The organism is Microbacterium longlingense, assembly GCF_058349825.2.
In genome coordinates, this window is the sequence record NZ_JBYRJA020000002.1 from 73,702 (window position 1) to 86,871 (window position 13,170).

General features: G+C 70.4%; 8 protein-coding genes. 1 reads left to right on the forward strand and 7 read right to left on the reverse strand.

From position 1 onward, the window contains the following. Nucleotides 1–6: 6 nt before the first annotated feature. From AC3RXY_RS03355 to AC3RXY_RS03375, 5 genes are all read right to left on the reverse strand, one after another. Nucleotides 7–2,184, reverse strand: coding sequence for a YhgE/Pip domain-containing protein (locus AC3RXY_RS03355; protein ID WP_491509486.1), 2,178 nt, complete (start codon nucleotides 2,182–2,184; stop codon nucleotides 7–9). Then, nucleotides 2,181–5,165, reverse strand: coding sequence for a YhgE/Pip domain-containing protein (locus AC3RXY_RS03360; RefSeq protein WP_491509487.1), 2,985 nt, complete (start codon nucleotides 5,163–5,165; stop codon nucleotides 2,181–2,183). The genes AC3RXY_RS03355 and AC3RXY_RS03360 overlap by 4 nt, the downstream gene beginning before the upstream one ends. A 111-nt stretch (nucleotides 5,166–5,276) precedes the next feature. Then, nucleotides 5,277–6,431: a phosphotransferase family protein gene (locus AC3RXY_RS03365; RefSeq protein WP_491509488.1), complete on the reverse strand. Its 1,155-nt coding sequence runs from the start codon at nucleotides 6,429–6,431 to the stop codon at nucleotides 5,277–5,279. Beyond that, nucleotides 6,428–7,192: an SDR family oxidoreductase gene (locus tag AC3RXY_RS03370; protein ID WP_491509489.1), complete on the reverse strand. Its 765-nt coding sequence runs from the start codon at nucleotides 7,190–7,192 to the stop codon at nucleotides 6,428–6,430. Before AC3RXY_RS03370 ends, AC3RXY_RS03365 begins: the two co-directional genes overlap by 4 nt. Continuing rightward, entirely contained in the window at nucleotides 7,189–8,448 is a 1,260-nt protein-coding gene (locus AC3RXY_RS03375) for an acyl-CoA dehydrogenase family protein (RefSeq protein WP_491509490.1), read from the reverse strand. The genes AC3RXY_RS03370 and AC3RXY_RS03375 overlap by 4 nt, the downstream gene beginning before the upstream one ends. A gap of 81 nt (nucleotides 8,449–8,529) precedes the next feature. On the opposite strand from AC3RXY_RS03375, the gene AC3RXY_RS03380 reads away from it, so the two are divergent. Beyond that, nucleotides 8,530–9,573: an AraC family transcriptional regulator gene (locus AC3RXY_RS03380; protein WP_491509491.1), complete on the forward strand. Its 1,044-nt coding sequence runs from the start codon at nucleotides 8,530–8,532 to the stop codon at nucleotides 9,571–9,573. Between the two features lie 16 nt (nucleotides 9,574–9,589). Here the strand turns inward: AC3RXY_RS03380 and AC3RXY_RS03385 are convergent, their stop codons facing one another. Together AC3RXY_RS03385 and AC3RXY_RS03390 are read right to left on the reverse strand one after the other, a co-directional pair. Beyond that, the gene (locus AC3RXY_RS03385; protein WP_491509492.1) at nucleotides 9,590–11,326 is read right to left on the reverse strand and encodes an ABC transporter ATP-binding protein; all 1,737 of its coding nucleotides are present in this window, start codon (nucleotides 11,324–11,326) and stop codon (nucleotides 9,590–9,592) included. Then, a complete protein-coding gene (locus AC3RXY_RS03390) occupies nucleotides 11,323–13,041 on the reverse strand; it encodes an ABC transporter transmembrane domain-containing protein (protein ID WP_491509493.1) in 1,719 nt (572 codons plus the stop codon). Before AC3RXY_RS03390 ends, AC3RXY_RS03385 begins: the two co-directional genes overlap by 4 nt. Nucleotides 13,042–13,170: the final 129 nt, after the last annotated feature.

Below are 13,170 nucleotides of genomic sequence, written 5' to 3' on the forward strand. Positions count from 1 at the left end.
CGAACGCTACATCAGCTTCGTCGACTCGAGGGCCTCGACGAGTTTGCGGTTGTACGTCATCATCGGCCGGCGCAGCACCAGCCCGAGCAGCAGCGTCGGCACGATGAACAGGGCGAGGGCGCCCAGGGCGCGCCAGAAGTCCGCCTGGTAGACGCCGGCGATCGCCGAGCGGACCATCTCGACGGCGTAGGTCGCGGGAAGGAACGGGCTGATGTTCTGGAACCACTCCGGCAGCAGCTGCAGCGGGTATGCGCCGCCGGAGCCCGAGATCTGGATCACCAGGAGAAGCACGGCGAGCGCCTTCCCCGCGTTGCCGAAGGCCACCACCGCGGTATAGACGATCAGCGTGAAGACGGTCGAGGTCGCCCATCCGGCCAGGATCAGCAGGAGGGGATGGGCTGGCTCGATCTGCACGAACAGGATGAGACCGACGGTCAGGAGCGTGCTCTGCGCCAGGCCGACGAGAGCGAAGATCCCGTACCGGCCCAGGTACTTCTGCGTCGGGGTGAGCTCTTCGCGGTCGGGAAGGGCATCGGCGCTCACGTCCGCTCGGATCGTGACGGTCATCAGCAGCGCACCCACCCAGAGGGCGAGGATCATGTAGAGCGGTGCCATCGCGGCGCCGAACCCGATGACGGGGAACACGGCGATTCGGTCGACGCGCACCGGCTCGGCCAGCGAGGTGGCCAGCACTCCGGGCTCTGCGCCGATCACCGCGCTGATGTCGCCGGTGTCCGCCGCCGTGGCCAGTGCCTGCTGGACATCGGTGAACCGGCCGGCCATCGTGCGCAGCGAATCCGACAGCTGGCTCGTGGCGCCTTGCGCGCGGGAGAGGGTGGTGATCAGCGAGTCCGCGCCGCCCGAGAGACCGAAGGAGGCGTCTGCCAGGTCTGACCGGATGCCGCCCAGATCGGAGCCGAGCTGGGCCAGAGCGCCGGACAGGGCATCCAGGTGCGTCCGCAGTCCGTCGTCGTAGGCGCGCTGGGCGTCGGCGATCGCCTGCTTGGCCGCCGCGATCGAGTCCGTGATCTCCTGGTGCGAGCTCTGCGTGGCATCGTTGCCCGCGGCGACGTCCGCCGCGGCCTTGCGCAGCCTGTCCTCGAGCACCTGCTGGCGCGCGATCGCCTCGTCCAGGCGCGAGATCACGGTGTCCAGACCCGCCTGGGCCGGCTCCGGCAGTCCCGGTCTGACCTCGGTCTCCAGGGTGTCTCTGACCGCCGCATACTGGTCGATCTGCTGCTGCACCCGGTCGGCGAGCGTCGTGATCGCCTGCACCTGGCCGTCGCGCAGCGCCCCGGCCTCCGTGTACAGCTCGTCGATACGCTGCCCGACGGCGTCGTAGCTGCCGGATGTCGCGGCGAGAGCGTCCGACAGGGACTGGGCGGCCGTCTCGAGCGTCGATTGCAGCGAGCCGACCGCCGCGATGCCGCCGCCCAGAGCCCCCGATGTCTCCTCGAACGCATCTCCGGCGGCGCTGACGAGCGATGACGCGCTCTGCACCAGCGGCACGCTGGCGGCGATGAGGGATGTCAGGGTGTCTGCGGTCTGCGCTCCGGAGCGCAGCTGGTCGGCGACGCTGCCGACCCTGGCCTCGACCCGGGTGAGCGCCGCCTTCGTGTCGTCGTCGGTCAGGTAATCCGACATCGAGGCGATCAGGCCGAAGGCCACGTCGCCGAGCGTCTGGGCGAACTCCTCGCTGATCGCGGACGAGACGCCCTCCGCGCCCTGGCCGGTGATCTTCGGTGCCAGCGCGTTCTTCTTCTCATTGGTGTACAGGGCGATGTGGGTGCGCTCAGCGCCGTCGGCGTAGAAGGTGAGCATGTCGGCGCTGAACGACTCCGGCAGCACGATGGCGGCGTAGTACTCGCCGGACCGGGTGCCGTCGATCGCGTCGTGCTCGCTGGTCACCACCCAGTCGAGATCCTCGTTTCCGCGCAGTTCGGAGAGCACCTGCTCTCCGACGTTGATGCGGATGGGCATGAGGTCGCTCAGGTACCCGACATCGGTGCTGGCCACGGCGATCTTCAGGTTCTTGGTGTTCGCGAAGGGGTCCCAGCTCGCGATCACGTTGAACCAGGTGAACAGCGAGGGGATGCAGACCAGGCCGAACACGACGATGCAGGCCATCACGTTCTGCGTCGCGTGGCGGATGTCGCGGAGGGTCAGATGAAGGATGTTCTTCACGCGCGGTGCTCTCCTTCATCGGTCTGGGTGTCTTCGTCGCTCGCCCGGTCTGTATCGGTCTGCTCACCGGCGTCCTCGTGTTCGTCGCCCGGTGCTGTCTCGCGGGGATCCGACCGTCCGTCGTCCGGGGGAGCAGGGGGTTCTTCGCCGGTCGTCTGCGCGTCCTCCTGATCGACGGTCACGCCGACGGGCTCCGTCTCCGCCGTCGCGGCCGCGCCGTCGTCCGACGCGCTCTCATCGAGTCCTGGCGGGGTGTCGAACCATGCCGTGACGGCAGCGTCCGCGTCGGCCCCGGACAGTGGTGCGTCCGGATCCGCATCGTCGAGCGCCGGAAGGAGCGCCGTTGCGGCCTCGCCCGTGTCGAGCGATGCGGCCGGCAGCCGTCCGTGCGCAGCGAGGGGAGACGCGCCAGAGACGACCTCGTCGCCCGACAGCGCCGCCCGGCCGCCGGATCGGCCGGCGAGGGCGAGATAGCGCAGATCGTCCTCATCGAGCGATGCGACCTCCTGGCTGTTCTCGAAGCTGTGCTTGATGTACTCGATGGTGACGAGGAACCCGATCACGACCAGCAGCCACAGGGTCCACAACCCGAGCAGCATCGCCTTCGCGCCCGGCAGGGCCCACGCGACGACGGCGAGCACGGCGAGCCCGGCGACGCCGGCGAGGACCGTCGCTCTCAGCAGCGCCGGATAGTGACGCGTGAACGGCTGGGCGCGTCTGGCGAGGTCCTCCCGGAACTCGTGCCGGTCGGAGAGCGCGCGGATCAGGTCGGTCAGCCGGTATCCGCTTCCGACGACCTGCACCTTCTCTCCGATGAGCAGATCCGTCGCGGCGACCTGCTTGTTGAAGAGGAGGTTGAAGTCGGCCAGCCGGCGGCGCATCACGAGCCCGATCAGGAACGACAGCGCGACGAAAACGGCCAGCGCACCGAGGAATCGCCAGTAGTGGCCGCCGTAGAAGCCGGCGATGGTCTCCCGCATCGCGTCGATCCCGTAGGAGAACGGCAGGAGAGGGTAGATCGTGCGGAAGAACCCGGGCATCAGCTCGATCGGATACAGACCGGAGGCTCCCGGGATCTGCATGATCACCAGCAGAATGCACAGGCCACGGCCGACGTGGCCGAAGGCGACGCACAGGGCGTAGATGATGCTGACGTAGGTGAGCGCGATCAGGACCCCGGTGCCGACGAAGGCCAGTGCGCTGACGGTCTGCACGCCGATCACGAGGTTTCCGATGCACACGATGAGGGCCTGGCCCACGGCGAGGGCGGCGAACAGGAAGAACCGTCCGAAATATGCCTCCCGGACGGTGACGTCCTCGACGCCCTCGGTGTCGACCTCCACGCGGAAGATCACCATCAGCACGAACGCGCCGATCCACAGCGACAGATTCGTGAAGAGGGCGGCCATCGCCGATCCGTAGGAGTCGACGGGGAACACCAGGTGTTCATCGACCTCGACGGGGGAGGAGATGAATCGCGCGATCTGCGTGGCATCGAGCTCGGTCAGCGATCCGATCAGGCCCCACTCCGACGCGGCGCTCAGGGCGAGGACGTCGGTGCGAGACGTCCGCACGCCGTTCTCCATCGCCGCCAGGTCGCGGTCGAACTGTGTCAGAGCGTCGGAGGTCGCGATCAGCTGGGTGTCCAGCGCGGCGAGCAGCTGATCTGCCTGGGCAAGCACGCCCTGCTGGGTGCTCAGCGCGGCGGAGAACGAGCCGACGCTCGCGCCCAGCTGCGACATCGCGCTGTTCAGCGACGGCAGAGTCCTGGTGAGGATGTCGCGGGTGGCCGACGCGGCGTCGCGGGTCTCCTGCATCGCGCTGTCGATCGCCGCTGCGGTCGCCTGCACCGCGTCGATGGTGCTCGCCGTGGTGTCTTTGAGGGCCTGCAGGTCGGCCAGCAGCTGCTGGTCTGTGGCGTTGCGTTCCTCCAGCGCGGTGATGACGGCGGTCAGCTGCTGTCTCGTCGCCTCATCGAGGGCGCTGTCGTCGAGAAGGCTCTGCAGCCGGGCCGCGGCGGCGGCGTTGGCTTCCAGCACACTGGAGACGTCGTCGATGCCGGCGTCGATGCGCACGCCGGCCTGATCGAGGGCCTGAGAGAGACGGGTGATCGACACGGTGGCCTTCGACGAGGCATCGGCGAGCAGCGTCGTCCCGGTCACGAACGCCGAGGTGGCGGCATCGGTGAACGCGATCACATGCGTCTGCGTCTCGTCGAGGATCGCCTGGGTCTCGTCGAGGGCGATCTTCACGTCGTCGAGGGTCGTGTCGACCTGCCCGAGCACGACGCGGGCGGACGAGAGCGTGTCGCGCGACGACGCGATGCCGGTCTGCACGCCCGCGAGGTTCGCGCGCGCTGCCGCGAGCGTCTGCGCCGTCTGGTCGAAGGCGTTGAGGCTGTCGTCCTTGGCGTTCAGCAGCCGCAGCTCCGCGGAGTCGCCGACGTCCTTGAGGGCCGTCGTCGCGGCGCTGGCCACCTGCTCCTTGAAGGCCGTGGTGATCTGCTTGTCGAGCTCAGACGCTCCGACATCGGTGATCTTCGGTGCGATCGCGCCCGATTTCTCGTTGACGTAGTACTGCAGGGCTGGCTGGGTGAACTCCCCGCTGGTGATGCTGAGCAGATCCGTGCTGAACTCTGCGGGGATCACGATGGCGGCGTAGACATCGCCCCGGCGGAGCGCGTCCTGCGCTTCGTCCTCCGCCATGAACACCCACCCGAGCTGGTCGTTGTCCTGGAGCTGATCCGCGACCTCTCCGCCGATGTTGATCGATCCGGTGAGCTCGGAGGTCGCCCCTTCGTCGAGGTCGACGACGGCGACGCGGATGTTGGCGGTGCTCGCGTACGGGTCCCAGAAGGCGTTGATGTTGAACCACGCGTACAGCGCCGGGGTGATGAGCACCCCCACCACGATGATCCAGGCTTTGGGCACGCGTGCGAGGCGCCGGACGTCGCGCCGGAAGATCCGCCAGCTCTGATTCACAGAACGATCGTACTCAATACCTTCACACGAACGTGCAAGTTCGCTGGACGTCGTCCCGCCCCTCGGCGCCCGGGGGCGGCCGGTGCGACGGCGGGCCGCGGTGACGCCCGCTCAGGGGGTGCTGTCGCCGAGCGGCCGGTCGGCGGTGCCGCGGCGGCGCCGGCGTTCGATGTCGCGGATCAGGCGGCGGCAGCGGCGTTCGAGCACGCGCGTCGCGATCCAGAAGGTGCGGAACGCCGGATTGGTGGTCTGGCGGTGGTGATAGCGGTAGTACACCTGCTGGCAGATGCCGGCCAGCCGGAAGAGCCCGAAGACCTCGTAGAAAGCCCAGTCCGCCTCGGTGAGGACCACGCCGTCGCTGCGCTGGACGTAGCGGTCGACCACCTCGCGGCGCGTCATCATTCCCGGCAGGTGCGTCGGCTGGCGGCGGAAGGCCTGAAAGAGCCTGTCGTCGTCGGACTGGACCCAGTACGCCAGGGCGCTGCCGAGATCCATCAGCGGATCGCCCACGGTCGCGAGCTCCCAGTCCAGGAGAGCGATCGGGCGGGTGGGGTCGGCCGGATCCAGCACGATGTTGTCGAACCGGAAGTCGTTGTGGATCAGCACCTGCCCGCGGTCCTCCGGCTGGTTGGCGCGCAACCACGCGATCACCCTCCGGAACGAGCCGACGTTCCACGTCCGCGCCGCGGTGTAGCGCGTCGCCCACCCTTCCACCTGGCGGCGGACGTAGCCCTCTCCCTTGCCGAGGGTCTCCAGCGGCGTGCCTGCGATGTCGACGCCGTGCAGGTCGACCAGCATGTCGACGACCCGGTGGCACAGCGTCGCGACGGAGGCCGGATCCTGCGGCACCTCGGGGGGCATCCGCTTGCGTGCGATGGGACCGGCGACGCGCTCCATCACATAGAAGGTGGCGCCGAGCACCGTCTCGTCCTCGCACAGGGCCACGGTCGCGGGCACGAACGGGACATGGGGACGCAGCATCTCCTGGATGCGGTGCTCGCGTGCCATGTCGTGCGCACCGCGGGCCTTGGTCCCCGCGGGCGGGCGACGCAGGATCAGATCGGGTCCGTCCGGGTAGCGCAGCAGGTAGGTGAGGTTGGAGGCGCCGCCGGAGAACTGGCGGACCTCCGGCTGCCCGGTCAGCTGCGAGCGCCAGGGCTCCGCCGCGTGCGTCGCAAGCCACGCCGTCAGTGCCGGCACGTCAAAGGAGTCCTCCGTGCGGACGGCGCTCGTGTCGCGGTCCGCGGCGGGGCGAGACGATGTCATGCCATCCTCCGCACGATCGACAGCGGGAGCACCTTCATCGCAGCGGCCATCGGCACCCACGGCCATGCCGGCACATAGGCTCTGGTGCGCCGCTTCTCGATGGCCCTCACCATGGCGCTCACCCCGGTGTCGGTATCGACGAGGAATCGGGTGCGATCGCGGACGTGCGCGTTCATCTCGGAGGCGATGTATCCCGGGTAGATGACCGAGACGTCGATCCCGGAGAGCGCCTCGGCGCGGATACCCTCCGCGATCGCCGCCACCCCGGCCTTGCTCGCGGCGTAGGTGGTCATCGCCCGGCGCATGCCGCGGATCGCCGACATCGACGAGATCAGCACCAGGTGGCCGCGGCTGCGTGCCCGGAAGAGCTCCATCGCCGCGTCGGCCTGCGCCAGGACGCCGAGGAAATTGGTCTCGGCGGTCGTCTTGTTCTTCTCCCACCCTCCGGTGCCGAGGGCCGCGCCGACGCCGGTCCCGGCGTTGGCGATCACCCGGTCGATACCGCCCAGGCGTGCATCGAGGTCGCTGATCGTGGTGTGCACGGCGGCGCCGTCGGTCACGTCGAGCGTAGCGACCTCGATCTGCCGGCCGGGGTGGGCGGCGATGATCTCCGCACGCAGCTCGTTCAGGCGGTCCTCCCGTCGCGCTGCCAGGCCGAGGTCATACCCCAGGGCGGCGAACTGGCGGGCCATGCCGGCGCCGAGCCCTGAGCTGGCCCCGCTGATGAAGATCGCTCCCCGGCGGCCAGCGGCCGGGCTCATCGCGATGCTCCGTACCGGCCGAGCTCGAGCCGGGCGACCGTGTTGAGGTGCACCTCGTCCGGTCCGTCAGCCAGCCGGATCGCGCGCGCGGCGGTCCAGGCGTCCGCGAGGGGGAAATCCTGGCTGAGGCCGGCTCCGCCGTGCAGCTGCATCGCGAAGTCGATCACCTGCTGCGCCATGTTCGGCACCGCGACCTTGATCTGCGCCACCTCCGAGAGGGCATTCCTGGCACCGCCCTGGTCCAGCTTCCAGGCGGCGTTGAGCACCAGGAGACGAGCGGAGTCGATGGCGATGCGTGCCTGGGCGATGCGTTCGCGGTTGCCGCCCAGGTCGACGAGCGGCTTGCCGAACGCCGTGCGCGCGAGCCCGCGGCGGCACGCGAGCTCGAGAGCCCGCTCGGCGAGCCCGATCAAGCGCATGGCGTGGTGCACGCGTCCGGGACCGAGCCGGCCCTGCGCGATCTCGAACGCGCGTCCCGGCCCGCCGATGATGCTCTCCACCGGCACCCGGACGTCGGTGAACGAGACCTCGCCGTGTCCGTACGGCTCGTCCTGGAAGCCCATCGTGTCGAGCATCCGCTCGACCCGCACACCCGGTGCATCGCGCGGCACCAGCACCATCGAGTGGCGCTGATGCTTGGCGGCCTCCGGGTCGGTGACGCCCATCACGATGAGCACGCGGCAGTCCGGATGCCCGATGCCCGTGGACCACCACTTCCGCCCGTTGAGAACCACGTCGTCGCCGTCGACCACCGCGGACAGCTCCATGGTGGTGGCGTCGGAGGACGCCACACCGGGCTCGGTCATGCAGAAGGCGCTGCGGATCTCGCCGGCCAGCAGCGGGTCCAACCACGTGTCGCGCTGCTGGGCGGAGCCGTACTTCAGCAGCACCTCGGCGTTGCCGGTGTCCGGGGCGTTGCAGTTGAAGACGTAGGGCGCGATGAGCGAGCGGCCCATCGCCTCGGCGACGGGTGCGTAGTCCACGTTGCTCAGACCAGCCGCCCCGCGTGTGCCGTAGCGCTCGGCATAGGGGCCCTCGTGCCCGGCCGGCAGGAACAGGTTCCACAGCCCGGCAGTCCTGGCCCGCTCGCGAAGCTCGCCCAGGACGGGGAGCGGGGTCCACGGATCGCCGCCGTCGCGCCGGATCTGAGCCAGCTCCCGACGGTAGGAGGGCTCGACGGGGTCGACGTGGTCGGTGATGAACGCGCTGACCGCTGCAGTCAGCTCCGCCGCGCGGGGAGAGGGGGAGAAGTCCATGCCTCGACGCTAACCGCGAGACCCCCGCTATCCTTGACATATTGCGCCACAAGATTGATCTATCGCGTCATGGGGGTCGGGATGGCTTGGGTTCGCTCCGCGGGTCTCCGCGGCGTCCGCGCTGTCATCGCAGACCTCGGCGGCGACGCCGACCGCCTCGCGGTGCGATGCGGTCTGCCCGAAGGCGCGCTCGACGACGACGAGCTCCTGGTCCAGGACACCGCGATCGCGGCGATCCTCGAGACCGCAGCGCGGGAGCTCGGCTGCCCGGACCTCGGGCTACGGGTGGCCCTGCGTCAGGACCTCAGCCTCCTGGGTCCGCTCGGACTCCTGCTGCTGAACTCTCCGTCCGTGGCGGACTTCGTCGCCTACACCTCGAAATACCTCTTCGTCCACGCCCGCAACCTGGGCCTGGCGCTCGTGCCGGATCCGCGGGGCGTGCGCGGCGTGGTCGGACTGCGCTACGGCTACCCGCCGGGCGTCGAAGCGCCGCCGCAGAGCATGGAGATGGGCCTGCTCTTCATGCATCGTGCGCTCACCGACCTCGTCGGGCCGCGCTATGGGCTGCGCAGCATTGAGGTCCCTCACGAACCAGTGGCGCCCCTGGCGCGCTACGACGACCTGTTCGGCGCCCCGGTGAACTTCCGCCAGCCCGCCGCGGTGCTGCGGGTGCCGCACGCCTTCCTGCAGCGTCCCCTGGGCGATGGCGACCAGATCGTGCGCCAGCTGGCTCTCGCGCATCTGGAATCCCGCGTGCCGGAGATCCGGCGCCCGGTGACGGGCAGGACCCGGGCGGTCCTGACGCAGTCGCTCGGCACCGGGGAGACCACGGTGGCGGCCGTCGCCGGCTTCCTGGCGATGTCGCCGCGCACGCTCCAGCGCCACCTCGCCACGGAGGGGACCACGTTCGCCGCGGTGCTGGACGCGGTCCGCCGCGAGCGTGCAGCCAGCCTCCTGATCCGCACGGAGCTGCCGATCGCGCAGATCGCCTCGGTCGTCGGACTCTCCGACGCGGCCACGCTCAGCAGGTACGCGCGGCGCTGGTGGAGCACGACGGCACAGCGGGTGCGGACCGCGAGAGCGATCGAAGCGCCGGCCGCTGCCGGTCCCGGAAGCGCGTCCTGACCACGCCGCGCCGGGCCTATTCGGCGGAGCCGTGCTCCCACGCCGCCCACAGCCGCGCATACACCCCGCCGAGGGCGAGCAGCTCGTCATGTGCGCCGGACTCGGTGATGCGGCCGCGTTCCATGACCACGATCCGGTCACATGCGGCGGCCTGGGACAAGCGGTGCGCGATGACCAGCCCGGTGCGTCCATCGAGCGCCGCGTCTGCTGCGGCGTCCAGCATCCCGGCGTGCGCTGATCCTGCCTCCGCGGTCGCCTCATCGAAGATGGCCAGATGCGGGTCGGCGAGGACGACCCGCGCCAGGGCGATCTGCTGGGCCTGCGCGGCGGTCAGCTCGCGCTTGCCCGTGCCCACCTCGGTGTCCAGCCCAGCAGGGAGCACCTCCACCAGGGACGCCGCGCCGGTCAGGGCGAGCGCCGCGTGCACCTGCTCGTCTGTCGCGCCCGGGGCCGCGAGGGTCAGGTTCTCCCGCAGCGTGCCGGCGAAGACATGCGCCTCCTGCGTGATCACCGCGGTGCGCTCCGGCCGGTGCACGATGCCGGCCGTGGGCTGGTGGATGCCGGCGATCACCGCGGCGAGCGTCGTCTTGCCGGCACCGGAGGCGCCGACCACCGCGACGCGCTGCCCGCTTCCCACGGTGAGCGACACACGATCCAGGGCCGGAGGAGCATCCGCGGCGTAGTGGTGCGACACCCCGTCGACGTGCGCTGCGACCGCGGGGTCCGCCGGTGCGGCGACCGGGGGCGCCGTCGGCGGCGGCATCGTGATCACGCCGACCATCCGGTTCAGCGAGGCCAGGACCGACTGCAGGATGTCCACCACGATCAGGAGCTGGTTGATGGGGCCGAACAGCCGCAGGAACAGCAGCATCGCCGCGGTGGCAGCGCCGACCGTCGAGTATCCGGCCCCGATGAGCCAGAAACCGGCCAGGAGGATCCCCGCCATGCCGATGAACTCGGCGAGGTTGAGCCGGCCAGAGAACATGTTCTGCACGGTGTTGGCGCGCAGCGACGGGGCGACGACCCGCCAGGACGAGCCCAGCACCCGATGGTGGTGCTGCTCGCCGATCCCGAGCCCCAGGATCGTGGCGTGCCCGCGCTGGGACTCCACCAGCTGCTGGGCGCGACCGCTCATCGCGGCGCGCTCCGCGCGATACACCCGGGGCCCCGTCGCGAGATACCAGCGCACCGTGACGATGTAGAGCGGGATCAGGGCGAGCAGCGCGAGACCGTACCAGGGGTCGAGCGCCGTCACGCCGGCGAGGGTCACGAGGATCGTGAACACCACGGTGGTGAACGCCGGGATGATCTGCGGGGCGGCATCGGCGACCTGGGCGACGTCGTCGCTCGATCGGGAGACGAGGTCTCCCGTGCCCGCACGTTCCACGACCCCCTGGGGCAGGTGCATGCCCCGTTCGACCAGGCGTTCGCGCAGCTCGGCGAGCATCGCGTGATAGCTGCGCCCGGCGAGGACCACCGTGATCGCCACCCCGACCGCGCCCACCAGGGCGGAGACGGCCATCAGGGCGAAAGTCCGCACGACCGTGCCGAGGTCGGCGGTGCCCGACTGGGCCGCGTCGACGAGGAACCCGATGGCGGCGGGCGGGACGAGCCCGGCCGCGGCGCTGGCGATGCCCAGCACCACCACGAGCATGAGCTTGAGCCGGTGTCCGCGACTGAGCCGGACGATCTCCTGCCAGCTCTCCCGGCCGGACGCAACAGGGAGGGGCGTGGTGGTTGCGGTGTCGATCATGCGCGGCCCCCCTCGTGCGGCGTGCGCAGATCGACCACCCGGTCGCACGCCGCCAGCAGAGCGGGGGACGAGGCGACGAGAAGCGTCGAGCGGCCAGCGCGGATATCGTGCAGGCGAGCGGCGATGGCCTGCTCGGTGACCGAGTCCACCGCGGTGGTCGGATCGTGCAGCACCAGTACGGGGGCGTCCGCCGCGAGCGCGCGGGCGAGGGCCAGGCGCTGCCGCTGGCCGCCGGAGAGACGGTTGCCCATCTCGCCGATGGAGGCATCGATGCCTCCGGCGGCGCGGACGAAGTCGTCGCACGCCGCGGCGGTGAGAGCGGCGTCGATGAGCGGGGAAACGGTGTCGCCGGGAGAGAGGCTCTCGGCGATCGAACCGCTGAACAGCATCGCGTGATGGGGGGAGACCGCCACGGTGGCGCGATAGGCGGCGAGATCGCGCACCGGCGCCCCGTCAACGCCGACGACGACGTCGCCGGGGGTCTGCGGGTTCAGCAGGGCATCGACGATCGCCGCGCCGGTGCGCTCATCGGCGCGGATGCCGACCATCTCGCCCGGTGCCACCTGCACGCCATCTCCCGTGCCGAGCGAGACGGTCATGGTCGGCACCCCGGCGAGAGGGGTGCCGCCCTCCGGCTCCGCGGCGGGGGCGTTCTGCAGCGCCTCCAGCACCCGGCCGCTCGACGCGACAGCGGATGCCCAGGCCGGCACCGCGTTCATCGCCAGCATACGCATCGGGGCGAGGAGCGCCTGCGAGAGCCCGACCGCCGCGATCAGCCCGCCGATGCTGAGCTGCCCGGAGATCGCGAACCACCCGGCGGCCGCCGCGACCGCGGCGATGAAGACGCCGGCGATGGTGTTGCTGCTCACCAGGAACCGGCCGAGCGCGCCGACGTTCCGGTAGGCGCCCGCGAGGGTGTCGCGGCTGGCTTCGCGGTAGCGGCGGGAGGCCTCGCCTTCGGCGCGCACCCCCTTGATGACCCGATAGCCGGCCACGAGATCGGTCGCACGGCCGACGGTGTCGGCGAGCAGACCCTGATAGGCGCGGCTGGAACGCGCCAGCCGGCTGCTCAGTAACCCCATGACCCACACGACCAGCGGTGCTCCGATGAGCACAGCGAGGCCGAGCGGCCAGTGGATGACGAGCAGCGAGACCGCGATGAACAGCACGCCGGCGAACTCGGCCACCGGGTAGATCGTCAGGGCGACGGCCGCGGTGCGCATCACATCGTTCGTCATGAGCGACACGACCCGGCCGTCAGGGTTCTCCGCGCCGGGGCCGTCTGCGTGCAGGACGGCGCGCGACACCGTCACGCGCAGCCGATGCTGGACGAGCTCGGTGGCATGCGCAGACAGCTGCGACATGAAGCGGAACGACAGCGACAGCAGCAGGAACACCGCGCCGAGCACGATCACCCACAGCACGAGCCGCCCGGCGTCGCCGGTGGCGAGCGCCTGGTCGATCGCGACACCCATCACCACCGGGACGAGGGCCTCGCCGACCTGCCACCCGACGCCGAGGATCGCCGCGGGGATCGAGAAGCGCTTGAGGGACAGGATGACGTGGAGAAGGAACCGGCGGGGCGTCGTCGACTCGTCGACGCGGAACGGCTCCACCAGGGGAGGGGCGGCAGGCGCCTGCCAGAGCACCGGCATCCACCGGGTCAGGGGGCCTCTGCCGAGATCGGCGGGATCTGCGGCGCCGAGCGCGGTCATCCAGTTTCCTTCCCGGAGGGGGCGGGGTGGCGTGCGGTTCCCCGTGGCGCGACGCCGCCAGAGGTTAGGGTGCCCTTATCCGCACGGGAATGGCTAGCGTATCGCGGAGAAGAGGCGCGAGCGCCCGTC

Excerpts from the sequence above, each read along its gene's own strand:
- AC3RXY_RS03365 (WP_491509488.1), bottom strand. The coding sequence starts at position 6,431 with ATGACATCGTCTCGCCCCGCCGCGGACCGCGACACGAGCGCCGTCCGC.
- AC3RXY_RS03370 (WP_491509489.1), bottom strand. The coding sequence starts at position 7,192 with ATGAGCCCGGCCGCTGGCCGCCGGGGAGCGATCTTCATCAGCGGGGCC.
- AC3RXY_RS03375 (WP_491509490.1), bottom strand. The coding sequence starts at position 8,448 with ATGGACTTCTCCCCCTCTCCCCGCGCGGCGGAGCTGACTGCAGCGGTC.
- AC3RXY_RS03380 (WP_491509491.1), top strand. The coding sequence starts at position 8,530 with ATGGCTTGGGTTCGCTCCGCGGGTCTCCGCGGCGTCCGCGCTGTCATC.
- AC3RXY_RS03385 (WP_491509492.1), bottom strand. The coding sequence starts at position 11,326 with ATGATCGACACCGCAACCACCACGCCCCTCCCTGTTGCGTCCGGCCGG.
- AC3RXY_RS03390 (WP_491509493.1), bottom strand. The coding sequence starts at position 13,041 with ATGACCGCGCTCGGCGCCGCAGATCCCGCCGATCTCGGCAGAGGCCCC.